This window comes from Nitrospira sp. Kam-Ns4a, from assembly GCF_965152595.1.
In genome coordinates this window covers 129396-150749 of record NZ_OZ224218.1, presented here as the reverse complement: position 1 = coordinate 150749, position 21354 = coordinate 129396, and the positions used below count along the sequence as shown (strand labels likewise).

The 21354-nt window shown below is 64.0% G+C and carries 23 protein-coding genes and 3 pseudogenes; 19 read left to right on the top strand and 7 right to left on the bottom strand.

The window, feature by feature from the left end; genetic code table 11:
- Window positions 1–199: 199 nt before the first annotated feature.
- On the top strand, window positions 200–751 hold the full coding sequence (locus ACWHYQ_RS00750) for a hypothetical protein (RefSeq protein WP_447973883.1): 552 nt from the start codon (window positions 200–202) through the stop codon (window positions 749–751).
- Window positions 752–1108: 357 nt separating this feature from the next.
- Here ACWHYQ_RS00750 and ACWHYQ_RS00745 read toward each other — a convergent pair whose 3' ends face one another.
- From ACWHYQ_RS00745 to ACWHYQ_RS00735, 3 genes are read right to left on the bottom strand one after another with little or no spacing between them, the layout of a single operon-like run.
- Window positions 1109–2005: a DUF72 domain-containing protein gene (locus tag ACWHYQ_RS00745; protein ID WP_447975615.1), complete on the bottom strand. Its 897-nt coding sequence runs from the start codon at window positions 2003–2005 to the stop codon at window positions 1109–1111.
- Between the two features lie 16 nt (window positions 2006–2021).
- Complete coding sequence (locus ACWHYQ_RS00740) at window positions 2022–5060, bottom strand: DNA polymerase III subunit alpha (protein ID WP_447973882.1); 3039 nt, start codon at window positions 5058–5060, stop codon at window positions 2022–2024.
- Window positions 5061–6245, bottom strand: a complete 1185-nt coding sequence (locus ACWHYQ_RS00735; RefSeq protein ID WP_447973881.1) for a DNA polymerase Y family protein — start codon at window positions 6243–6245, stop codon at window positions 5061–5063. It abuts the gene before it with no gap.
- Window positions 6246–6340: 95 nt separating this feature from the next.
- Between ACWHYQ_RS00735 and ACWHYQ_RS00730 the strand changes: the two genes are divergently transcribed.
- Both ACWHYQ_RS00730 and ACWHYQ_RS00725 read left to right on the top strand, forming a co-directional pair.
- Window positions 6341–6907 carry an IS607 family transposase gene (locus tag ACWHYQ_RS00730; protein ID WP_447972162.1) on the top strand — a complete coding sequence of 189 codons (567 nt, stop codon included), beginning with the start codon at window positions 6341–6343 and terminating at the stop codon, window positions 6905–6907.
- Window positions 6908–8467: an IS200/IS605 family accessory protein TnpB-related protein gene (locus tag ACWHYQ_RS00725; protein ID WP_447972730.1), complete on the top strand. Its 1560-nt coding sequence runs from the start codon at window positions 6908–6910 to the stop codon at window positions 8465–8467.
- 37 nt (window positions 8468–8504) lie between these two features.
- Here ACWHYQ_RS00725 and lexA read toward each other — a convergent pair whose 3' ends face one another.
- A complete protein-coding gene (lexA, locus tag ACWHYQ_RS00720; protein WP_447973880.1) occupies window positions 8505–9056 on the bottom strand; it encodes a transcriptional repressor LexA in 552 nt (183 codons plus the stop codon).
- A 33-nt stretch (window positions 9057–9089) separates the two neighbouring features.
- Window positions 9090–9653: a response regulator gene (locus tag ACWHYQ_RS00715; RefSeq protein ID WP_447973879.1), complete on the bottom strand. Its 564-nt coding sequence runs from the start codon at window positions 9651–9653 to the stop codon at window positions 9090–9092.
- A 326-nt stretch (window positions 9654–9979) separates the two neighbouring features.
- On the opposite strand from ACWHYQ_RS00715, the gene ACWHYQ_RS00710 reads away from it, so the two are divergent.
- The 3 genes and pseudogenes from ACWHYQ_RS00710 to ACWHYQ_RS00700 all read left to right on the top strand — a co-directional run.
- Complete coding sequence (locus ACWHYQ_RS00710; protein ID WP_447973878.1) at window positions 9980–10294, top strand: ComEA family DNA-binding protein; 315 nt, start codon at window positions 9980–9982, stop codon at window positions 10292–10294.
- Between the two features lie 27 nt (window positions 10295–10321).
- Window positions 10322–10537 carry a type II toxin-antitoxin system HicB family antitoxin gene (locus tag ACWHYQ_RS00705; RefSeq protein WP_447973877.1) on the top strand — a complete coding sequence of 72 codons (216 nt, stop codon included), beginning with the start codon at window positions 10322–10324 and terminating at the stop codon, window positions 10535–10537.
- Window positions 10530–10619, top strand: a pseudogene (locus ACWHYQ_RS00700) (type II toxin-antitoxin system HicA family toxin); the annotation flags it as partial. The gene ACWHYQ_RS00705 and the pseudogene ACWHYQ_RS00700, both read left to right, overlap by 8 nt.
- Window positions 10620–10736: 117 nt before the next feature.
- Here the strand turns inward: ACWHYQ_RS00700 and ACWHYQ_RS00695 are convergent.
- Window positions 10737–12167, bottom strand: coding sequence for an IS1182 family transposase (locus ACWHYQ_RS00695; RefSeq protein WP_447973018.1), 1431 nt, complete (start codon window positions 12165–12167; stop codon window positions 10737–10739).
- A gap of 335 nt (window positions 12168–12502) precedes the next feature.
- Between ACWHYQ_RS00695 and ACWHYQ_RS00690 the strand changes: the two genes are divergently transcribed.
- Both ACWHYQ_RS00690 and ACWHYQ_RS00685 read left to right on the top strand, forming a co-directional pair.
- Window positions 12503–12946 carry a thermonuclease family protein gene (locus tag ACWHYQ_RS00690; RefSeq protein WP_447973876.1) on the top strand — a complete coding sequence of 148 codons (444 nt, stop codon included), beginning with the start codon at window positions 12503–12505 and terminating at the stop codon, window positions 12944–12946.
- A pseudogene (locus tag ACWHYQ_RS00685) lies at window positions 12933–13070 on the top strand (IS481 family transposase); the annotation flags it as partial. The gene ACWHYQ_RS00690 and the pseudogene ACWHYQ_RS00685, both read left to right, overlap by 14 nt.
- A gap of 151 nt (window positions 13071–13221) precedes the next feature.
- Here the strand turns inward: ACWHYQ_RS00685 and ACWHYQ_RS00680 are convergent.
- Complete coding sequence (locus ACWHYQ_RS00680) at window positions 13222–13401, bottom strand: hypothetical protein (RefSeq protein WP_447973875.1); 180 nt, start codon at window positions 13399–13401, stop codon at window positions 13222–13224.
- A 245-nt stretch (window positions 13402–13646) separates the two neighbouring features.
- On the opposite strand from ACWHYQ_RS00680, the gene merF (ACWHYQ_RS00675) reads away from it, so the two are divergent.
- The 11 genes and pseudogenes from merF (ACWHYQ_RS00675) (at window position 13647) to ACWHYQ_RS00625 (ending at window position 21246) form a co-directional block, all read left to right on the top strand.
- Window positions 13647–13907 (top strand): mercury resistance system transport protein MerF, encoded by a 261-nt coding sequence (merF, locus tag ACWHYQ_RS00675; RefSeq protein ID WP_447973874.1) that lies wholly within the window; start codon window positions 13647–13649, stop codon window positions 13905–13907.
- Between the two features lie 21 nt (window positions 13908–13928).
- Window positions 13929–14432 carry a putative iron-sulfur cluster-binding metallochaperone gene (locus ACWHYQ_RS00670; RefSeq protein WP_447973873.1) on the top strand — a complete coding sequence of 168 codons (504 nt, stop codon included), beginning with the start codon at window positions 13929–13931 and terminating at the stop codon, window positions 14430–14432.
- Between the two features lie 115 nt (window positions 14433–14547).
- Window positions 14548–15094: pseudogene (gene merB, locus ACWHYQ_RS00665) on the top strand (organomercurial lyase); the annotation flags it as partial.
- A gap of 15 nt (window positions 15095–15109) precedes the next feature.
- Window positions 15110–15598, top strand: coding sequence for a mercuric transporter MerT family protein (locus tag ACWHYQ_RS00660; protein ID WP_447975614.1), 489 nt, complete (start codon window positions 15110–15112; stop codon window positions 15596–15598).
- 40 nt (window positions 15599–15638) lie between these two features.
- Window positions 15639–16049 carry a heavy-metal-associated domain-containing protein gene (locus ACWHYQ_RS00655; RefSeq protein ID WP_447973872.1) on the top strand — a complete coding sequence of 137 codons (411 nt, stop codon included), beginning with the start codon at window positions 15639–15641 and terminating at the stop codon, window positions 16047–16049.
- Entirely contained in the window at window positions 16019–16585 is a 567-nt protein-coding gene (locus tag ACWHYQ_RS00650) for a cupredoxin domain-containing protein (RefSeq protein ID WP_447973871.1), read from the top strand. The genes ACWHYQ_RS00655 and ACWHYQ_RS00650 overlap by 31 nt, the downstream gene beginning before the upstream one ends.
- A 19-nt stretch (window positions 16586–16604) precedes the next feature.
- Entirely contained in the window at window positions 16605–16982 is a 378-nt protein-coding gene (locus tag ACWHYQ_RS00645) for a carboxymuconolactone decarboxylase family protein (RefSeq protein WP_447973870.1), read from the top strand.
- 70 nt (window positions 16983–17052) lie between these two features.
- A complete protein-coding gene (locus ACWHYQ_RS00640) occupies window positions 17053–18714 on the top strand; it encodes a tetratricopeptide repeat protein (protein ID WP_447973869.1) in 1662 nt (553 codons plus the stop codon).
- 293 nt (window positions 18715–19007) lie between these two features.
- Window positions 19008–19295, top strand: a complete 288-nt coding sequence (gene merF / locus ACWHYQ_RS00635; RefSeq protein ID WP_447973868.1) for a mercury resistance system transport protein MerF — start codon at window positions 19008–19010, stop codon at window positions 19293–19295.
- Window positions 19288–19779: a putative iron-sulfur cluster-binding metallochaperone gene (locus ACWHYQ_RS00630; protein WP_447973867.1), complete on the top strand. Its 492-nt coding sequence runs from the start codon at window positions 19288–19290 to the stop codon at window positions 19777–19779. Before merF (ACWHYQ_RS00635) ends, ACWHYQ_RS00630 begins: the two co-directional genes overlap by 8 nt.
- A gap of 126 nt (window positions 19780–19905) precedes the next feature.
- Complete coding sequence (locus tag ACWHYQ_RS00625; protein ID WP_447973866.1) at window positions 19906–21246, top strand: sigma-54 interaction domain-containing protein; 1341 nt, start codon at window positions 19906–19908, stop codon at window positions 21244–21246.
- The last annotated feature ends 108 nt before the right edge of the window (window positions 21247–21354 follow it).

Genomic DNA, 21354 nt, shown 5'->3' with positions numbered 1-21354 from the left:
TCCGTGCCGGAACCCGTGTATAATTTCCCCGTATGACTCGCCTGTCCACCCCTCGGAGTCCCGCTCGCGGCCGGCGGCCGAGCCGACTCAGTCGGTGGCTTGCCGACAGAAAGATTGAGGAGGCTCGGCGCATGAAGCCTGAGGAGCGGCTCCAGATGGCCTTCGAGCTGTCCGACTTCTGTCTTGAGCTCACGCGCGCGTGTTCCGCCAAGCGCTGATTGAAACCCTGGACCGTCTTAACCGGGCCCGAGAACAGGGACTCGTCCGGTCCTACGCGCTGGTCGGCGGCTTTGCCGTCTCAGCCTGGGGGGTGGTGCGCGCCACGCGCGATATTGATCTGGCTGTCGCGATGGGGACCGCGAATCCCACCCTCCTCGCCTCCCGGCTGGAGGCCACGTACCAACCGGGCGATCCGGATGATCCCCTCCGCGGCGTGTTCCGGATGGAGATCCGCGTTGGCGAACGGGCGATCCCCGTCCAGTTGATCGTGTTGCCTCAGCAGTGGGCGGAGGTGGTGTTTCGAGACGTGCCAACGGTGGCTGTCCTGGACTGTCAGGTCCCGGTGGTGAATTGGCAGGCGCTGGTGCTCTTGAAAGTCTATGCGGGGGGACCAGTGGACCTCCAGGATGCCCGGGAGATCGTCGCCGTTCGCCAGCCGAGCTCTGCCGAACGGACGGCCCTGATCGCTCAGGCCGAAGCCTTGGGGATGGCGGAAGAAGTCAAGACGTTGTTCGGCACGCTCGGTGGGTGAAGCCGGTGCGAGAGAAGAATGGCTTCGGATCACGGCAGTCTTTGGGGGCCGTCTTCGCCACGACCTGTTCGAGGGCCATGGCGGACGTGTCTGGGGTGAACGGGGAGCGGCCTTCGCGGACCACCCTTCGCGGTGTGGCGACCTTGTACGAAGGTTCCATGACAGGCCTCCCACCATCCTCCCGGGCCTACAGGCCGGGGAGGATGGCAACACCAGGGCCCAAGCCGGCCGTGGTCCCTGCCAGTGGACCACGTCGGCCGCCCCGGCCGTTCGCGGCCAAGCGGGTGGCTGCGCAGGAGCCAACACCTCAGAGCTCACCAGGTGGCGAAGGGGATCGCCGACAGGATGGGGTGACGCTCAAGCCTCGGCGAGCAACTGGTCTACGAGGGCCTGAATCGTCAGCGGGGCATTCCCCTCGGCCCGATTGTTGACAAGCACATAGGCGCGGCGGCCTTCGCTCACAGCCTGCCGAACCAGTGCGACCGTATCCCGCCGCATCTCCGGTAACTCGGCGACAATCCGTGTGTAGGGTTCAGCCCGTTTCTTCGCTTGCTCGTACGACATCCCGAGCGGTGTGAGGAGGCGCAACACCGTGAACGGGGCCGTGAAGGATCCGATTCGCTGGTGCTGCGTGACCAATGGCGGCATGGCGCTCCAATGGTTATACACGTGCGCGATGCCGTGGCGCTCGAGGACGGCCCGGTAGTCCGGGCCGAGCAGGCCGGCATTGCGGATTTCGACCGCGTAGCGCACATCTGTAGGAAGCTGGCTGAAGAACTGATCCAGCCGAGCGCAGAACTCGGCGGCGGCCATCCCATGGCGCTGAACTTCAAAGATGAGGGGGCCGGTGTGCGGAAGAAACCCGGCCTCCCGCAAGGGCGCGAGCACCGCATCTTGAAACAAAGTGGCATCGAGAAACCGCGGATTCGGCTGGCCGGCCTTGGCGCCATACCGCGCCTGTTGGGCGTACACGGGGATCGTGATCGCTTCCCAGACCTTGAAGCACATCTCGAAGTCTGCAGGGATCTGCGCGAGATAGCGCCGGAGTTGGCTGACGGTCGGCGGGTGGTAAAAGGTGCTGTCGTTACCGACGGTGCGAAACAGGGGTTCGCCGCGGTACTGAAACTGGCAGTATTCGCCCAAGCACTCCGCCGCAAAGCGGCCGTTGGGGTAGTCGCGCTGGTAAATCTGGCCGTGCCAGCCTTCGTAGGTCCAGGTGCTCGTGCCGAACCGGATGAGCGGGGAGAGGGGCATGGTCACGAGGATACGGCTAGCTCACGACATGTTCAGCAGGCTCGAGATCCGGGGCCAGAGCCTGGCATGCTAACCACCTGAGGTGCGTGACCGTCACGGTGACGGTGGAGAACGATTCCTCCACGACCCCGGTCACGAGATACGCCTGGTTCGGCGCCAGGAGATGGCCGTACCGGCTGTAGACATCAGGGAACAGGGTCGCATCGTAGAGTCCTGTCTGGTCCTCGAAGGTCACAAACTCCATCGGCTCGCCTTGCTTCGTGGCGGTGATCTTCTCGGTGAGCAGCCAACCGATCAGGGTCACCTCTTGCCCGACGTGCTGGCCGAGGGCCTGGGCGGGAAGGGAGGGGAGGTGACTCACCTCGTCCTTGAACAGCTCCAGGGGATGGCAGCTCAATGGAAAGCCGAACAGCTCCAGCTCGTGCGCGAGCCGTTGCGGGAAGGCATACTCAGCCGGAATCGGCAGAGAGCCCGGCGGCCTGGCCGCTTGGGAGGCGAAGAGTCTCCAGAGCAGAGCCGGGCGGGTGAGTCCCTCCGCGATCGAGTCGAGACAGCCGGCCTTGATGAGCAGCCTCACCTGTGCGGCCTCGGGCTGCAGCCGCTCCAGCAGGTCGCGCAAGGAACGGAAGGGTCCGTGCGCCTGACGCTCCGCCACGATTCGCTTCGCGAAGTCCTCCTGGAGAGACTTGATCTGCATCAGCCCCACACGCAGCGTGTGGCCCGATCCTGTGTATGCCCATTCGCTCGCGTTGATGTCCGGCGGGAGAATCGCGAGCCCCATGCGCCGCGCCTCCGACAGATAGGCGTACGTCGAGTAGTACCCGCCCTGATGGCTGATGACGGCCGCGATGAACTCCGCCGGATAGTGGGCTCGCAAGTACGCTGCCTTGCAACTGACCTGCGCGTACGAGACGGCGTGCGGCTTGCAGAAACTGTAACCGGCGAAGCTCATGATCATGGCCCAAATCTGGTCGATCACGGACTGCGGCACGCCGCGCGCGGCGGCGCCGGCGTAGAATTGTCGCTGATAATCCCGAAGCTGCCGGGCTTTGTGCTTCTTGCTCAAGACCTTCCGGAGTTGATCGCCATCCTCCATGGAGAATCCCGCCAAGGCCACCGCGACCTTCATCACGTCTTCCTGGTAGACCATGATCCCGTGCGTCTCCGCGAGCACCTCATCCAAGATCGGATGGAGCGAGGCGTACGGGCACCCATGCGCGCGGCGGACAAACTCCTCCGCGAACGTGTTGGCGGCCGGCCGGATGAGCGAAGAGAGGGCAACCAAGTACTCGAACACGTCTGCCTGCGCGCGTCGCGCCGGCGGCATGCCGGTCCAGAGTTTCTTGAGCAGGAGCCGGGTAGCGGGCGACTCGATAGAGAAACACCCCATCGTATCGCCTCGCCGAATCAGCTCGTTCGTGGCCGGATCGTTGATCGGATCCCAGGTCGCATAGTCGGTGGCCCGGCCGGTGTTGCGCTCAATCGCGGCGAGGGCGTCCCGGATCACGGCGAGCGACCGATTGCCGAGGAGGTCGATCTTGACCAAGCCTGCCTCTTCGGCCTGATCCTTCTCCCATTGAATCACAGGCCAGCCGGAGGCGGACCGTTCCACCGGGACATACCGTCGAATCTCGTCAGGAACCAGCACAACCCCTCCGGGATGGAGACTGAGATGCCGAAAGTGCCCGCGGAGTTGGACGGCCCAGCCTAGAATCTCCGGCCACGGGGTTCGGAGACCAAGGGCTGCGCAGACCTGCGTCGCCCAGCTCTTGACAGTCATCCCAGGCGCCACGTCCACGAAGTCGGCACGCCGGTGGAGGAGCGAGAGGGCCTTGCCGATCTCGGCGGCGGGCATCCCATATACCTTAGCGATCTCGCGCAGCGCGCCTCGCAGGGTCAGGGTGTGCTGGGTGGCCACCCTCGCGGCCCGGTGTGGCCCGTAGTGCGCGAACACCCATTTGAGCAGGGCGGGGCGCTCATCCCATGGGACATCGAGGTCGATGTCTGGCAGATCGCGGCGGCTGAAGTTGAGGAAGCGCTCGAACAGCAGATGGTGTCGCAGGGGATCGACGTGGGTGATCCCGAGGCAATACGACACGATGGAGGCCGCCGCGGAGCCCCGGCCACAGGTCCGGGGCGCTTGCCGGACAATCTCCTCGACGACGAGAAAATAGGGGGCGTACCCCTTCTGCTGGATCACGGCCAGCTCCTGCTCGATCCGCTGCGTCACCCTCGTGGACAGGGCACCGTAGCGCCAGCGCGCCCCCTCGTAGGTCTTGGTCCGTAACATCTCGAAAGCGGCCTCGGCGGACAACTGGTGGAAGGTGGGCAAGATCGTCGCGGTGAAGTCCCAGTCGTGGTGGCAGCCCTCTGCGATGCGGCGCGTATGGGCGAAGGCGTCGGGGACGTGGGGAATCAAGCGGGCGAGCGCCATCTCCGGCATAAGCCACTGTGACGGGGCGGCGCAGGCTTCAGGACGAAGCCGGGAGAGGGTCGTGTTCAGGGCAATCGCCCGGAGCAGGCGGTGCGCGGCGTAATCGACAGGCCGAAGGAAGAAGGCGCGCGGGGTCACCACCGGCGGCAGTCCGCTCTGCCGGCTGAAGGCCACGGCCTCGTGTAACGTGGGGCCAGGCGTCAGCTCCACATAGAGGTCTTCCTCCGAATCCCGACGCCAGGCGGTCAGGGCGGCGCGGTCATCGGAAAGGATGACTAATCCGGCTCGATGCTGGGCGACCGTGGCGGTGAAGTCGAACGGCTTGTCGCCGTGTCGAGCGGAGAGGATCCGGCAGAGATTCGCGTGGCCGGTCGGGGTTTTGGCCAGCAGGACCGCCCGGTGCGACTTGTCAACCAGTTCTGCGCCCAAAATCGGCTTGAGGCCGGCATGCCGCGCGACCGCGAGGAACCGGATCGCGCCGTAGAGCCCGTTCGTGTCGGTCAGCGCCAGCCGGTCCTGGCCTTGCGCGCGCGCCGCCGCGCAGAGCGCTTCGAGCGTCGGCACCCCTTCCATGGGGGAGTAGAGCGAGTGCGTATGGAGATGGACGAAGGCGGACGACACTTACAGGCTCCTTCCATAACGAATCGCCCGTTCACCGAACCGGGCCTGAAGCTGATCGAGCGCGACGGCGAGGGCTCGGGCGCGCGCTCGCCGTAACTGGTCATCGCGGGGCGGCTCCTCGAAGAGCGAACGCTGCTCGGCGAAGTCCGCGAGGCCGGTCAGACTGACCGTCAGCTGGCAGAGGCGGATCCGGCGGCGGAAGCTGCGCTGGAAGAGCGACGCGAGCACGGGCGAGAGATCGGCTTCCCAACAGGTCTCTGGCAAGACGCGCGCTTGGCGCGTGACCTCGACCTGATCGCTGTAGCGAATCGTGAGGGACACTAGACGGCAGACGCGCCGTTGGCTTCGCAGGGTGCGGCAGAGCCGCTGCAGGACCTCCGAGAGTCTGCCCCACAGCACGGCATCCTCGATCTCCTCCGACTCGAGGGTGGCGGTCGCTTCGAGAGAGGGGCAAGCAGCGGGCGGAAAGACCGGGGTATGGTCGATCCCCCGCGCCCATTGGGAGAGCGGGCCCGCAGCGTCGCCGAGTGCGAGGGTCAATGCCTCGAGGGGACTGTCCGCGACTTCGCCCAGTGTACGGAGGTTGAGATCGTCCAGCCGCGCCAGGACAGGGCGCATGCAGGGACACTGCAGTCCCGGCAACAGGCGAATCGGCAACGGCGCCATGAAGGCGCGTTCAGATCCAGCCCGGACCGCGTAGAGTTCGGCGGGCTCGACCAAGCGCGCAGCCGTCTGTGCGACCAGCTTGTTGCTGCCCAGGCCGGCCAGCCCCTCGAGCCGCGTCTGCTCGACGATGGCCCGTTGGACCTTGACCGCTATGTCGCAGGCCGGACCGAAGAGGCGCTTCGTGCCGGTCACATCCAGCAGAAACGAGCCGGGTGCCACGGGTTCCCAGAGGGGCGCATAGTGCGTGATGACAGGGAGTAGCGCCTCAGTGGCGCGCTGGACGCGAGTGGGATCGGGCGGGACGACCACGAGGGCTCGGCATCGCCGTCTTGCCTCCTCGAGCGACATCCCGACCGATACGCCGTCTTGCTCGGCTTCACGAGAGACCTCGCACAGCCGGGCGCGCGGGGTCACGAGCGGGGCGATGGCGACCGGGCGGGTGACGAGACGGGGCTCCTGCCTGCGGGCGAGCGCAATCTCGAACGACGGAATACTGAAACAGAGAATCTGCCGATCCATCGAGCGGGCTTACCGTGTCTGATGGTCTCCCGAGGGGTTGCAACAGTTCTCGTGTTGTCTAGAATACTATAGAAATACATGCTGCTCTATGAAGCATGAAATTAAGCGATTGGGCGAAGAAACAAGGCGTCAGCTACCGCACGGTCTGGAACTGGTTTCGGCTCGGCAAGCTGCCTATCCCCGCCAGACAGTTGCCGAGTGGGACGATCATCGTTCAGGAGGCATCAGAAGATAACGGCATCGCCGTGATCGATGCCCGTGTTTCCAGCAGTGATCAGCGCCCCCATCTGGATGGACAAGTGGCCCGTTGCCTGGAATACGCGAATGCCCGAGGGCTGTCGGTAAGCCGGACGGTCACTGAAATCGGCTCCGGTCTGAACGGCCATCGAAAGAAGCTGATGCACCTTCTGGCCGATCCCAGGGTCAAAACCATCATTGTGGAACACCGGGACCGGTTGATGCGCTTTGGAGCGGAGTACGTGGAAGCGGCCCTGACTGCCCGCGGGGCACGCGTGTTGGTGGTAGACGAGTCTGAGCTTCAGGACGACCTGGTGCAGGACATGATCGCGGTGCTGACTTCGTTCTGCGCCCGTCTGTATGGACGCCGCTCGGCCAAGAATCGGGCCAAGAACCTGATCGCGGCCTGCAGGGAGGGCGGATAGGTGGCAGCTCAACGCACGTATCAAACCCGCCTGGTCATCCCGCCGAAGGCGGACAGCCTGCTCGGGGCCTATGCCGAACTGTATGGCCACGTGCAGCGCACGCTGTTTGCCGCTATGGCACGGGGCGAGAGCCCGGAGTCCTTGAAGCCCGCCTATCTCCAGCGTTTTGGCCTGACCGCCCGGCAGTTCAATGCGATCTGCCATACGCTGAAGGGCATGGTGTCCTCGATCAAGGAACGCCGCAAGGGACTGATCCAGGAAGCCCGGACACGCATCAACACGGCCGAAAAGCGGCTGGCTGCGCTGGACAGACGCCACCGCGAAGAGACCGATGCTACGCAGCGCGCGTGCCTGGCCAAACGGATCCATCAGAAGAAGCGCCGCCTGGCCATCCTCCGGCACCGCTTGGCTCGCCTGGAGGACGATCACGCCCATGACCGGGTCCGGATCTGTTTTGGCAGCCGGCCGCTGTTCCGGGCCCAGTTCCATCTGAAGGAGCATGGCTACGCGTCTCTGGATGAATGGCGCACCGCGTGGCGACGTGCCCGTGCGAGCCAGTTCTTCGTCCTGGGATCGAAGGACGAGACCGCCGGGTGCCAGGGGTGTGTGGCGGAATACCTGGGCCATGGCCGTTTTGCCTTCCGGCTGCGTCTGCCGGACGCTGTCATCGCGGCCAACGGGGGAGAGAAATTCCTGCGCGTTGAGGCGACGCTGCCGTATGGGACTGAGCATGTGGTGGCGGCGCTCGCCCGGCAACAGGCGATCAGCTACCGCTTTGTTCGTGATGCCAAAGGCTGGCGTGTATTCATCTCCACCGGAGTCCTGCCCGTCAGGCTCCAAAGCGATCGGCGGCTCGGTGTGATCGGGCTTGACCTCAACAACGACCATCTGGCTGTAACCGAAACCGACCGGCATGGGAATCCGTGCGCCACGGCGAAGATCCCGCTGGTCACGTACGGGTGCAGCCGAGAACAGGCCCAAGCGCGCATCGGCGAAGCCGTCAAGCAGGTGATGGCATTCGCCCGGGGAACACACAAGCCCCTGGCCTTCGAGCGGCTGGCGTTCGCCCGGAAGAAGGCGCAGCTCGAGGGCAACGGTGTCCGCTATCGCCGGATGCTCTCGGCGCTGTCCTACGCCCGCATCCTCGCCATCCTCAAGGCCCGTGCTCATGATGCGGGTCTGGAGGTGCTGGAGGTCAATCCCGCCTACACCTCGGTCATCGGTCGGCACAAATTCGCCCGCCGTTATGGGCTTTCGACTCACCAGGCCGCAGCGTTGTGCCTCGCGCGGCGGGCTCTGAAGTATTCCGAGCGGCCAAACCGCCGCATGAGCGACCAGGTCGCCTTCTCCCTACCCGTGAGGAATCGGGACAAGCACGTCTGGTCGTTCTGGCGGCAGGTCGCCAGGAAGGAAGCGGCGCTGGCAGCGCCTCGCTGGTCGGGCATGGCTCGATCCTGTCGGTCACCTGCCGGACGGTCCGGCAAGGCGCCGGCAGCGATCCTACCGGCGAGTGCAGGTGGAATTCCTGCACGCGAATCGTCATCAGCGCCGTTCGGGTGACGTGCTGTGGAATGGCTTTCCATGGTTTTAGGAACGGCTAGGGGCTGAGATGCCGGATCACCCCGACCACGATGCCCTCGATCTGCAACCGGTCGGTGTCCTGCACCACGATGGGCGGCATGGTCTCGTTGGCCGAATGGAGTTCAATCCGGTCTCCCTTGCGGTGATAGGTTTTGATCGTGGCTTCGCCATTGAGCAGCGCAATGACCGTCTGGCCGTTGCGAGCGGTGCCCTGCTTCTGCACGACCACGAGATCCCCGGGCAGAATTCCGTCGTCCCGCATGGAGTCGCCTTTGACGCGCAGAGCAAAGGTGTGTCGCCGCCTCACCATGCTCCGCGGGACCTCGACCTGTTCTCCGTCGGCCTGCGGAAAAGCTTCTAAGGGCGTGCCGGCCACGACGGTGCCGACGAGGGGAATCCGAGGCAGGGCGGCCAACTGCCTGATGGCGACCGCCACCAGCCCAGGAATGCGGCGGGTGCCGATTTCGTAGCGCGCGATGGTTTCCCGGGCGGTCCCGAGCGCCGCGGCGAGCGCCGCCTGGGTCCATCCTAATTCCTGTCGAGCTCGTTTCAGTTCGTGTGGCTGCATGTGACCAATGGTCACATAGTCCCAGGCCCCAAGTCAAGCCTGGATCACCGCTTGGCATCCGGTCGGCGAACCGCTGGAAGGCACGAAGAGGGGCAGTGTGAGCCCGCGCGCCTGCGGCGCGGGTGGAAGCAGCGTGGCGGGCGCGAGGGGCGGGGTGCCCGCACGGAGTCGAGCACGGCGCAGACGGTCTGCAGGAGCTCCGGGAGACTCACGGGGCTTTGGCAGAAACGGCACCCCGAGCGACGCGATCGGTCCGCAGAGAGCCGGCGGGGCCGTCCCGGAGACCAGGAGAACCGGTGTCGGCGGGCGAGGCGGGGTGATGGACGGCGTCGCCCGCACAGCCTGGAGCAGATCGAAGCCGGTCATCCTGGGCATGCGCAGATCCGTGATGATGAGGTCGATGGAGCTCGGGCGTTGAGTAAAGAGCGTGTACGCCTCCAGCCCATCCGACGCTTCCAGGACCGTGTACCCCTGCCTGCGGAGGGTGGCGGCGATGAGGCTCCGAACACCGGGCTCATCATCCACGACCAGGATTGTCGTATACTGATTATGAAAGCGCCGCGTCCGAATGTGGTCCGACAGTCCGATGACCCTCATAGATCGCGATGCCGGGGGAGAACGGAGACGCGGTGTGCCTGGGGTCCCGTGCGTTTGACGCTCAGCAGCCTCACACCCAGGTCGTGGTGGAAGATGGCGCGGGGCGAGGATCAATCCTGGACACCCAACCGATCGGCTGACGCCCAGATGGTCAGCGGGACGTGGCGCTCGATGCTGATGATTGACGGGAAGGTGAACGACGCCTACCATACCAGAACGTTGCTGGAAGGTGTTGACGAGAGACTGCCGGGAAAGCGCACCCTTTTAAGGGTGGGAGGAGGTCACGGCGACAAGAGACCGTCAACGGGATAACGAGGAGGGAAGAGATGCTGAAGGATATGAGTCGTGTTCTGTGCGGGTTCCTCTGCGCCAGTCTGGTGGTGCTCGTCTCGGTACTCGTGCCGCCAACTGGCGGCTGGACGACGGCGATCGCCATGGCGGCGGAGAAAACCGAACCGCTGGATCTCAATACAGCAACGGTCGAGCAACTCAAGACCCTGCCGGGCATCGGGAACGCCTACGCCAAGAAGATCCTCGACAACCGGCCGTACAAGCGGAAAGACGAGTTGCTCCAGAAGAAAATTCTCCCACAGGCGACGTACGAGAAGATCAAGGACCAGATTGTGGCCAAGCAGAGGTAATCGCGAGGCTTGTCGAGAGGGGATAGGATGAAAGTCACGGCTGTCATCACGAAGGAAGAGCGGTGGTATGTCGCCCATTGTGTAGAACTTGGCGTTGTCAGCCAGGGGAAGACCATTGAAGAGGCCAAGGGAAATCTCAAAGAGGCTGTCGAGCTGTACCTGGAAAGTTTCGGAACAGAGGGACTACCCGAAAGCCCAGGTGAAGTAGTTCTTTGCCCTCTCGAGGTAGCGATCGGTGGCTAAACTCCCGGTTCTCTCTGGCAGGGAGCTGGTGAAGGCTCTTGAGAAGTCAGGCTTTCACGTTGTGCGGCAAAAGGGAAGTCATGTGAGCCTGTTGCTCAAACTCATGATCGAGCCCTCTGGTCACCAGACATTGATTCGCTTCGCTCCCATGTGGGCTTCTCGCTGCCGAGACCGCGAGGGAGCGTGGCCTTTGAGAGAGTCATCCCCTTGTCTTCTTTCCGCTTCCCCGGCCAAGCCGTCGCGGTTCGCTGCCCCTGCGCCGACCGGTCCAGGCCGCCTTCCCACTCCGCCAGAGCTTCAACAAGTTATGCGTGGCGCAGAGCAGCTTCCACTCGCCGTCACAGGCTTGGCGGCCACGGCGCATGAAGCGATCACAGCCACGGGTGCTCTTGATCTGGCCGAATACCGGCTCCACCGTCTGGCCGCGCTGCGTGTACAGACGACGTCCGCGCTGCGTCAGCAGCGTGCGCTCCATGCGGTCGCGGGCCGTCAGCCCCTTCGGACAGCGGCCTCGTGGCGGTGGCTGCTCCCGCAGCGCCTTGCGCTGTTTCCAATCTTGGTTCGGCGCGATCAGCAACTCAGGTCCGGCGGGATCGGCCTCCGTCAGGTTGGCCTCGCTGCAATAGCCGGCATCTGCCAGGGCGGTCTTGATGGCCTGCGGGTGCTCGATGGCCTGCAGATTCTCCTGCGCCTGCGTCAGCATCGGATGCAGTTGCCGGACATCGTTCGCCTCCTGCGTGACGGCGGCCGCCACGATGATCTGCGCCTCCGTCACGACCGCTTGGGCATTGTAGCCTTGCACGTACCCGGCCTGGGTCTTCATGATGCGACTGTCCGGGTCTGTCACGTTCGCCTTGGCCGTGGCATCCGCTGCCGCTTCGGCCGCCTTCGGCTTGCGGCCCCGCTTCTTCTGCCCGGTGGCGGCTTCCTCGGCCTGGCGGGCCTCAAGCTTGGCCTGCTGCTGCGCGGTCGCCTCGGCCGCCGCCTGCGTCAACCGTGCCTGGCACGCCTTCAACCGGGCCAGTCGGCTCCGCCGATCCCGCAACGCCTCCGGCAGTTCGTCGCCCCGCTGCTCCGGTCCGTACAGCCGATCCTCGGCGGCATCGGTGGCCTGAGCCTCGGTCAGCATCCGCGTCACCTCCGCCGCAATCGTCTCGGCGGTCCGATTCGCTGCCAGCGCCGCGTCGGCCTTGATCTTCGTGCCATCCAGGGCCACCACCCCGACCTTCACCAACCCCGCCGCCGCACACAGCGTCAGCACCTGCGTAAACAGGGCGGCCAACGCGGCCTCATGGGTCTGCCGGAATCGGGCGATCGTGGTGTGATCGGGCCGCTGATTGGCCGCGAGCACCCGAAAGGCCACATCCCGCTCGCACAGCCGTTCGATCCGGCGGCTGGAGCGCTCCCCCAGGCAGTACGCATACAGCAGCAGCGCCACCATCATGGCCGGCTCGTAGGCCGCTTGGCCCCAGCCATCGGCTCGGTACGTCCGCTCGATCTTCGTCAGATCCATCTGGGCCACCGCATCCAGGATGAACCAGGCCAGATCGCCCTCCGGCAGCCAATCCTGCAACGCCGGCGGCATCAGATACAGTTGCTCGCGCTCACACGGCAGAAAGTTGTAGCCCATCGCATCCTCCCTTCGGTCATGACTCGGGAAGACAGTATACATATAATTGCCTAGGTGTCAAGGGGTTTGTGCAACAGGCTCATGTGAGCCTGCAGAAAGGATCGTACAGAACCGTGGTACCCCTTCACGACGAGCTGGCTAAAGGGACGCTGTTAGGTATTGCGAAACAGTGTGGGTTATCCAGGGAAGACTTACTCAAGTTGATAAGAGAGTGATCTACAGAAACAGCCTATCGCGACTGAGTTGCGCTGAGCTGGCTCGCTGGCGCGAACCTGCTTTTCCTGAGGGCGGTCGCCGCGGCGAGTGTCGCATGGGCGGACTTCACCGGCCGCGTCGTGAGCGTCGCAGACGGCGACACCATTACGGTGCTGGAGGAAGGTCGTCAAGTCCGTGTGCGCTTGAACGGCGTCGATGCGCCGGAAAGCCGTCAGGCGTTCGGGCAGCGCGCGAAGCAATTGACCGCCGAGCTCGTCTTCGGCCAGACTGTCACGGTCCGCGAGCATGGGTGGGATCAGTACGGGCGGGTGATCGGCGACGTCGGACGACCGGACGGCCGAATCCTCAATGAGGAGCGGGTGCAGGCGGGACGGGCCTGGTGGTCCTGCCGGTATTCGCGCGACACGCATCTGGCGGAACTGGAGCGCGAGGCGCGGGCGGCGCGGCGCGGCTTGTGGGCGGATTCGTCGCCGATCCCGCCATGGGACTTCCGCCGTCCCGATCGGCCCCCGCGAGCGCCCTGTTCGCTGAGCGCCCCTTATGGCGCGGCAGGCGGATCTTGATGCCTGGCTGGCGGAGGATCATGAACGCCGACCGCGCCAAGGGCGCTGGTGTGACGGCAAGACCCCGCTGCAGACGTTTCTCGACAGTGTGCCCTTGGCGAAGGCGAAGAGGATCGCCGCATAACCGATGAGGGCGAGGACTCCGTGACCGTCAGATGAAGTCTTGACATTTACACTTTTCACCGAGGCTGTCCCATCTGCCAAGAGGCTGTTGACCAGATCCGCGCCGCGCTCGACCACCGCGTGCGCCTCGCACTCTATGACCTGCGCACCGGCTAGAACCGGGCCGACTGGTTGGCCAAGGCAAGCCGGTACGGCGTCAACCGCGTTCCGGCCATCGTGGTGAACGGGACGCGGCTGGATTGGTCGCGGCACCAACCGATCCCTGTGGCGCAGCTCCGCTCAGCCGGGCTGTGCGCCGCTGGCGCGTCCTCTGCCCGGACCGACTCAGCCATCCACTCCCCCACCGACCGACCTTAGCAGAGACCAAGACCGTTCAGACTTTTCTGGCCAACAGCCCCGGGCAGCTTTCCGTGTCCCACGAAACTGCTTGACTCTATACCTAGATCAAAGGTGTAAGGTTATTGCCGTCCCGTCGGCATAGGAAGATCTGGGCCGCTGGACGGCTGTCGGCACGCGCCGACCACGACCGATCGGTCGAGAAGGGCCTGGGCTGGTCAGCCTTCGTGGGAGGGAGACGATGAAAGCCAAAACGACGAAGGCGTTGCTATGGACAGGGCTGGTCGGCTCAGGGATTGTCGCGCTGTGCTGCTTCACGCCCGCTCTGGCCGTTCTCTTGGGCGTCATCGGACTAGGAGCCGTCACAGGGTACCTGGACGCTGTCCTCCTTCCGGCTCTCGCCGTGTTTTTGGCGATCACCGTTTATGCAGTGGCGCGAAACCGACAGGCAACGGGAGCCGCATGTTGCGCCGCTCATGAAAGCGATAGTCCGAAGCGATGAAGGAAATGCACGGAGAGACGAATGACTGACTGTTGCCAGATGCCTGCGAGCGGCACGAGCAAGGGACGGGGAGCTCTCCCCCTGTGTCATCAATGCGGCCAAGAAGGCCGCCCGGTTGACAGGATCACAATTCAAGCGCTCCTCAAGCCCGAGGCGCGAGGCGCGGTGACCGGGGACCAGTACCTATTTTGCGAGACCCAGGACTGTCCTGTGGTGTACTACGGTGGGGATGGGACCCAGTTCAGCAAGGATCAGATTCGGGTGCGGGTCGGGCTAAAGGAGAAACAGGATCCGGTCCCGGTCTGTTATTGCTTGAAGGTGACAGAGCGTATGATCCGCGAGGAGATTGAACGGAGGGGGCGATCTACGGCGTCCGCCCGCATTCGGGCCGCGGTCAAAGCAGGGAACTGCCGATGCGAGGTGGAGAATCCGTCAGGGCGGTGCTGCTTGGGGGAGGTCATCCGGGCGGAGAAGCGGGCAGCGAGTGAGCGCAGCGGGAGGGAGGCAGCCTTCGTGCATCCGTAAGAGAGGGGAGAGGAGGGCGAATGTGTGTCCGTCGGTAGAGACCCTGGGGCGAGTCGCGCCGATCGAGCCGCTTGCGACCGAGACAGTCAGACGGCTGCTCGGCCTAGTTGAATCCATGCTGGGATGGAGGTGCAGACAGGCCGGGCTTGAACCGCGAGAGGAAGCGATCCGGCGGTATGTGCTCACGCAGTACCCGTTGCTGGGCCGTGCGCCCACTTGCCAGGAGCTGGCGGCTGCGCTGGGTCTTGACGAGCCGGATCGCGTGCGGGCGACGCTTGAGCGATTGCAGGCGCTGGACCTGCTTGATCTGGACCCGGGGTCCGGTGAGATCCGGCTCGCCTATCCCTTTTCCACGGTCCCGACCAAGCATCGCGTGCAATTCTGCGACTGGGCTGCGGCGAAGCCGGTCTATGCTCCCTGTGCCGTCGATGCGCTGGGCATCACCTTTCTGCTGAACCGCGATCTTTCGCTCCGGTCCGCATGCGGCAGGGATGCCCATCGCGATCGACGTGCGAGACGGGAGAATCGCGAGTCACACCCCGATCGAGACGGTGGTGTGGATGGAAACCGCATACTCGGGCCGCGCCTGCACGTCGGTCTGCCCAACGATCGATTTCTTCTGTTCGTCGGCACACGCCACAGCCTGGTGGCAAGCGCGGCCGCACGAGTCGGGGTACGTGCTGAGCTTAGGGGAGGCCCTCTATCTGAGCAGAGAGATTTTTGTGGATCTGCTCAAACGGCAACCTGACCTATCGTCGTCCAACATCACAGCAGTCTCTCCGCCTGGAAGGGGAAACACGGCGATCGCCGCCAGCTCGATCGGGAGTCTCGTCACCGCCTTTCTGGCGTCGGTGTGCTGCATCGGGTCGGTGGTGTTTGCCGCCCTCGGCGTGGGCGTGGGAGCGACGGGGTTCCTCGCGAGCACGGCTGGGTTCCTCAAGGCGCTGGTGCCCTATCGCCCGCTGTTCATGGGGCTGACCGCGGTCTTGCTGGGCGTCAGCTTGTATCTGGCCTATCGGAAGCCGAGAGCCGTGTGTGTTCCTGAGGCTGTGTGCGTTCCCTGTGCGGCATCTCGTGTGAATCGGACGGTGCTTTGGCTGATGGCTATCCTGGCGGTCGTCTTGATCCTGGCGCCATATTGGTTGGAATGGGTGACGGGCTCCTGAGCAATCAAAGCCTTGTCGAGCTGGAAGGAGGTGCATCCGAATGAGAAGGGCCTTGCTTGGAGTTCTGTGGATCGTCGCCGGAGTGATGTTCTGGGGGCAAGCCGTGGTGGACGCCGCTCCGTCACAGGATGCCCCGCTGGCTGGCCCGGCTGACGAGATCATCACGCTCAAGATTGACGGCTGGACTTGCGCGAGCTGCGAAAAGGGGATTCGGCGGGCGCTGCTCGCGGTGCCGGGCGTCAAGCGCGCCGACGTGAGCTACGCGCGCGGTGGGGCTGTCGTCGAAGTCGCCCCCGGTCGCGTCAGCCACGAGCAATTGATCCAGGCGGTCGCGAGCGCCGGCACGATCCTGTCTTCCTATCGGGCCAGCGTGGTGCCGAACGGAACGCTGATGGCCCGGTCTGCCGAGCAGGAGGGGCCATGGAGCTGGGTCTGGGACCGCTTCAAGTAATCGTTCTGCGGACCAATGCACAGGTGCGGAGGGCCGTCGTGTGTGGGGGCCGGTCTCTCGGGAGCGCGTTTGTCGCGCTGTCCATGCTGGCGGCGGGGCTGCACGCTGGCTGGGGGCAGGTTCAGGCAGGAGAGCCTGAACTGCCCGGCCAGGTGGTTCGCCTGCTCATTACCATCAAGGCGAGGGAATTCCGGCCTTCTCCGGTCACGGTGCCGGTGGGGCGACGGGTGGAGCTGGTCTTCCACAACCAGGATGCCGAGCTGCACGCGGTTGTGCCGAAGCGCTTGCTGGAGGGGGTGCCGCTTCATGTGGACGGCAACGGCGCGACGCAGTTTGGGGAGAAAGGGTTGGAACGGGTGCTCATTCCGTCGGGCGGGCGGGAAGAGATTCAGTTTGTGCCGACCGCGGTCGGCACGTTTGAGTATCGCTGCGATTTGCCAGGGCACCAAATGGTCGGGAAGATCGTGGTGGAGCAGCAGCCAGCCGGGCCCCGCGCCGTCGTGGAAGCGGCCCCCCAGGCTCAGGGACAACGATAACAGGAGAGGAGGGAGAGGAATGCCAGATCATACGGCGGTCCCGACCGGACGGGTCACGGAGTTTGAAGAGCTTCGCCGACTCAGTCCGAAAGTCACCGGAGGCTTACTGCGCATGCGGCAGGAGGCCTATCGCGATGCGACGGTAGCCGCGAAATACAAGCTGCTTACGGCCATGGCGATCTCGGTGGCCATCCGCTGCGAACCCTGTATCCGGGCCTATGTGCAGATGGCCTGCGACAAAGGGATCACACGAGAGGAGTTCATCGAGTTTCTCGAGGTCGCGATGACCATGCAAGGGTGCCCGGGGGAGGAGTGGGCGGGCAAGGCGTGGGCAGCGTACAAGGAATGCCTTGCCGGCACCGGGCCGGTGCAGCGAGAGGACTGTTGTGGCCACTGAGCCTGGTCTGACCCTGGGGCGCCGGCGCGTCCGTGGACGCCGCGTTCTTCTGCCAGTCCTGCTGGCGAGTGTGTTAGGGGGGCCTCTCGATCCGGCAGCGGATGAGGGGATCGGCCCAATCCTTGCGGAGGCCGAAGCCTTTCTTCACCAGGGCACCTTGTACCTGGCGCTCGAGCGGCTGCGAGAGGCCGCACGGCTCGCCCCGGGTGATTACCGACTCTATAAGGTACGGGGCGATGTGCTGATGTCCTTCCGGCGCAATGAGGAGGCGGTGGCGGCCTACCGTGAAGCCGCGGCCCGCGCGCCGGATGCGCTGGACGTGCAGTGGGCCCTGTGGGCGCTGCTGGATCGCATGGGGGCGCAGCGCCAGGCCATCGAAAGCCTGCAGGAAATTGTGAGGCTGGATCCCGACAATCCCTTAGCGCATCTCCGGCTGGCCAGAGCGCTCAGCCAAGCGGATCGCCTGGAAGACGCCGCCCTGAGCTATCGGCGCGCCGTTGAGCTTGAGCCGGATCATCCCGCGCTGCGGTTGCAGTTGGCCCGCGCGCTGTTTGACATCCTGGATTATCCGGGGAGTCGTCGCGAGGTGGACAGGGTGTTGACCCGCACCCGCCAAGGCGAGCCCGAGTGGGCCGCGGCGCAGGACTTGCTTGCTCTCCTGCGAGGGGAAAGCTATGACAGGGGCCGGCGGTGGGATCAATCGCAGACCCTCCGCAAGCTCCCGTGGTACTCTTCGCGAAATCTGAAGGAGGCAGTGTTGACCCGGGGCCAGGCGTGGCGGCTGATCGAGCAAGGTCGCTACCGCGAGGCCGAACCCGTCCTCCAAAAGGCGCTGACGCTGAACCCCGAAGACCATCGGGCGTGGTACGACCTTGGCCTCACCCGCATGGAACTGGGTCGCTATGAGGCGGCCATCGAGGCGTTCGAAACGGGGATCAAGCTGACGAAGTTTGCGGAGTTCTATCCGGATTCCGTGTTTCAAATCGGCCGGTGCTTGGCGAAGCTGGGCCGCTGGCGCGAGGCCATCGCACGGTATGAGCGGGTTCTGGCAATCCGGGATTGGCGGCACGAGGACTTCTATGCCCTGAATTTTCCGGACCTGGCGAAGGTGCAGGCGGCGCTTGAGGAAGCGCGCCTCCATATCCAGGCTGATCTCGGCACCCATGAGGCGTCTGAGGTGGTGGTCCAGGGTGAGCGCTTGGGACCCGAGCCCTATGAATATCCGCTGCCCCCGTTGCGCAACGGTCACAAATATGTCGAGCCGTTGCCGACCCTGGACGAACTCACCCCGATCGGCACGGACACGGTGCATGGCGCGTTCCGGCAGCTCATCACGGCGCGCACGGTGATCCAGGACGATGTTCAAACCGGGCTCCATGAGTTCATCCCCGTCAACCCGACGGATACCTTTCAGCAGCAGGACCCGGAGGTCTACCTGGTCTTTACCCTGACGAGCAACCAAGAGGACCTCGAGGTCAAGGTCACCAGCCGGTGGGTCGCCGAACAGGTGAGAGGGCTGGCGCCGGGCACCCTGGTTGGCACCGACACGATTCTGCTGGGCCTGAACGAGCGATCCGGGTATTTCCGGTTAGTCCGGCACCAAGGTGGCTGGTCCCCCGGCCTCTATCGCGTCGACCTGTATCTAGGGCCGCAGGTCTCCACCTACACGCACGCCGGCGAGGTCCGATTCCGGGTGGTCAAGGATTCCCGCCCGCTACAGATCAAGCGGTAAGGATGTCCTTTCGCCGGTGAAGGGCTCAAAGACAGGAGTCGTCGTATGAGCGGCCGAGCCTCGCTGAAGGTGCAAGTTGAGGCATGAGATGAAAGTCCGGATGAGATCCGGAAGATCCGTGGCCAGGAAGACGGAGGGGATGAACATGTTGTCCGTTTTCTCGCAACGACTTGGAACGGCTCTCCGCTTGACTCGTGACCATGGGGCAGCGCGCCCTTCCGGCGAGAGGGATGACGTGGCGCTCTGGAGGAAGCAACGAGGCACGTCACCACTGGAGTAAAGGAGAGCATTCCATGGAAGAACAATCCCGCAGTCGGTGGATCTGGATCGGCGGCATCGGGGCAGGCTTGGCCGCGCTCTGCTGTTTTACGCCGGTTCTCGTCCTGTTACTCGGGGCGGTCGGACTAGCCGCACTGACCGGATATCTCGATTATGTGTTGCTTCCCGTTTTGCTCGTCTCTCTTGGGATCTTAGTGTACGGCTTGTCCGGGCCACGGGCCGGCGCAGGCCATCAGTGCTGCGCCGACGCTGCAACGCGACCGTCCGGTACCGACAGGGCCCGAGAGGTGAAGCATGGATGATTGCTGCCGGAACCACCCACCGAGACCTGAGCCGAAAGAGCCAAAGCGTTGTAACAGCTGCATGCAGCCGGGAAAACCGGTGACTCACGAAACAGTCGCAGCGCTCATCAAGCCGGAGTTCCATGACACCGTCAAGGGGAGGGCCTACGCTTTCTGCGACACTCCGACCTGTCCGGTGGTCTACTACACGGCAGACGGCTTGCAAGTCCTGAAAACCCAGCTTCGGGTCCGGGTGGGAGCCAAGGAAACGGAGGATCCGATCCCGGTGTGCTATTGCTTCAACGTGACGGAGCGTATGATCCGCGAGGAAATCAAGCGGACCGGTCGGTCCACAGCCGCGTCCCGTATTCGGGCGGAGGTCAAGGCCGGGAACTGCCGTTGCGAGGTGGAAAATCCTTCCGGGCGGTGTTGCCTGGGCGATGTGGTCGCTGCCGAGAAACGCGCCGCTCGTGCCGTCGCTGATCTGCCTTCAAGGCGAGGGTAGACGAGCATTCATGCGGAGGGCGAGCAGATCGATCCACTTCGGTTGGCGTGTGGCACCGTCATAGAAATCCAAAGAGCTCCGTCGGGATCGACAAGCATACGTGCTCCTTATTTGAAGGCGCCATCCATGTCGTTGCTCAACGAGCCGGATGTTGTCGCCATCCTCGACAACCTCAGAGAAGGAATCCTGGTGGTAGATCCTTCCCTGACCGTGATCTATTGTAACCCGGCCGCCTCTGAGATCACCGGCTTTACCCCGTCCGAGATCCTTCACCGTCCCTGTACCGAGATCCTTGAAGGATCGCTGTGCGATTCCCGCTGCTTGATGGCGGAAGCCCAGAATGGGCGGTTCACCGCTGATAGTGAAGTTGAAATTCGCCGAAAGGATGGCGGAGCGCGGACCATTGCGTTGACGACGGCCCTGCTCAGGGATTCACGCGGTCATACCAAGGGGGTCGTGGTATCCTTCCGCGACATCTCAGAGTACCGTTTACTGAAGGAGGAGCTACGAAGAAAATACCAATTCGATAAGATCATTGGTAAAAGCCGAGGGATGCAAGAGGTGTTCGATCTGATCCGGCAGGTTAGCCCGACGGATGTCACGGTGCTGATCACGGGGGAAAGCGGCACCGGGAAGGAGCTCGTGGCGCAAGCGATTCATCACCTCAGCCCCAGGTCCACACGCCCGTTTCTCAAGGTCAATTGCTCCGCCCTGCCCGAGACGCTCCTGGAAACCGAACTGTTTGGTCATGTCCGAGGGGCTTTTACCGGGGCGGTCCATGCCCGGATCGGTCGGTTTGAAGCCGCAGACGGCGGCACCCTTCTGCTGGACGAGATCGGGGAACTGAGCCCCTATCTCCAGGTCAAGCTGTTGCGGGTGCTCCAAGAGAAGGAGTTTGAGCGGGTCGGCGAGACAAAGACCCGGAAAATGAATGTCCGGATCCTGGCCTCGACGAACAGAGATCTCAAAGAGCAACTCGCGCGAGGAGCGATCCGGGAAGATCTGTACTACCGGTTGAAAGTCGTTCCGATCCACCTGCCGCCGCTGCGGGACCGAAAGGAGGACATCCCGCTGCTGATCAAACATTTTGTCACCAAGTTCAATCACGAGATGAACAAGCACATCCTCGGGCCCGATGCGCGAGCCATGGGTGCGTTGCTCGATTATTCCTGGCCTGGGAACATCCGCGAGCTTGAGAATGCCCTCGAACATGCCTTTGTCCGTGCGCAGGGTGTTATACTGACATTGGCCGATCTCCCGGAAGAGGTGCGTGCAAAGGCGCAACGGCCGCACGAAGAGGAGAAGGCACGAATTCTCCACGCTATCAAACAAGCCGGTGGGAACAAATCGGCAGCGGCTCGCATGCTGGGAATCGGCCGGGCGACCCTTTGGCGCAAGCTCAGGAAATGGCAGCTTCCTCAAGAACTGCCAACCCGCGGTGGCAGCGGCTCAGGCGGCCAGCCGTGAAACACCGGAACGGATCTGCTGTTTCGTGAAACAGCCTCCCGACGCACAACTCCTCGTCTCCGCATTCGCTCCCTCGCCAACCGGTTGAAATCATCAATCGATTGGCTG

Bases quoted from the DNA above. Each gene is read 5' to 3' on its own strand.
- ACWHYQ_RS00655 (WP_447973872.1), top strand. From the start codon at position 15,639: ATGAGAAGGGCCTTGCTTGGAGTTCTGTGGATCGTCGCCGGAGTGATG.
- ACWHYQ_RS00705 (WP_447973877.1), top strand. From the start codon at position 10,322: ATGAAAGTCACGGCTGTCATCACGAAGGAAGAGCGGTGGTATGTCGCC.
- lexA (WP_447973880.1), bottom strand. From the start codon at position 9,056: ATGCAGCCACACGAACTGAAACGAGCTCGACAGGAATTAGGATGGACC.
- ACWHYQ_RS00630 (WP_447973867.1), top strand. From the start codon at position 19,288: ATGGATGATTGCTGCCGGAACCACCCACCGAGACCTGAGCCGAAAGAG.
- ACWHYQ_RS00710 (WP_447973878.1), top strand. From the start codon at position 9,980: ATGCTGAAGGATATGAGTCGTGTTCTGTGCGGGTTCCTCTGCGCCAGT.
- ACWHYQ_RS00670 (WP_447973873.1), top strand. From the start codon at position 13,929: ATGACTGACTGTTGCCAGATGCCTGCGAGCGGCACGAGCAAGGGACGG.
- ACWHYQ_RS00695 (WP_447973018.1), bottom strand. From the start codon at position 12,167: ATGGGCTACAACTTTCTGCCGTGTGAGCGCGAGCAACTGTATCTGATG.
- ACWHYQ_RS00645 (WP_447973870.1), top strand. From the start codon at position 16,605: ATGCCAGATCATACGGCGGTCCCGACCGGACGGGTCACGGAGTTTGAA.
- merF (WP_447973874.1), top strand. From the start codon at position 13,647: ATGAAAGCCAAAACGACGAAGGCGTTGCTATGGACAGGGCTGGTCGGC.
- ACWHYQ_RS00745 (WP_447975615.1), bottom strand. From the start codon at position 2,005: ATGCCCCTCTCCCCGCTCATCCGGTTCGGCACGAGCACCTGGACCTAC.
- ACWHYQ_RS00715 (WP_447973879.1), bottom strand. From the start codon at position 9,653: ATGAGGGTCATCGGACTGTCGGACCACATTCGGACGCGGCGCTTTCAT.
- ACWHYQ_RS00625 (WP_447973866.1), top strand. From the start codon at position 19,906: ATGTCGTTGCTCAACGAGCCGGATGTTGTCGCCATCCTCGACAACCTC.
- ACWHYQ_RS00730 (WP_447972162.1), top strand. From the start codon at position 6,341: ATGAAATTAAGCGATTGGGCGAAGAAACAAGGCGTCAGCTACCGCACG.
- ACWHYQ_RS00680 (WP_447973875.1), bottom strand. From the start codon at position 13,401: ATGGCTGAGTCGGTCCGGGCAGAGGACGCGCCAGCGGCGCACAGCCCG.
- ACWHYQ_RS00735 (WP_447973881.1), bottom strand. From the start codon at position 6,245: ATGGATCGGCAGATTCTCTGTTTCAGTATTCCGTCGTTCGAGATTGCG.
- ACWHYQ_RS00650 (WP_447973871.1), top strand. From the start codon at position 16,019: ATGGAGCTGGGTCTGGGACCGCTTCAAGTAATCGTTCTGCGGACCAAT.
- merF (WP_447973868.1), top strand. From the start codon at position 19,008: ATGGAAGAACAATCCCGCAGTCGGTGGATCTGGATCGGCGGCATCGGG.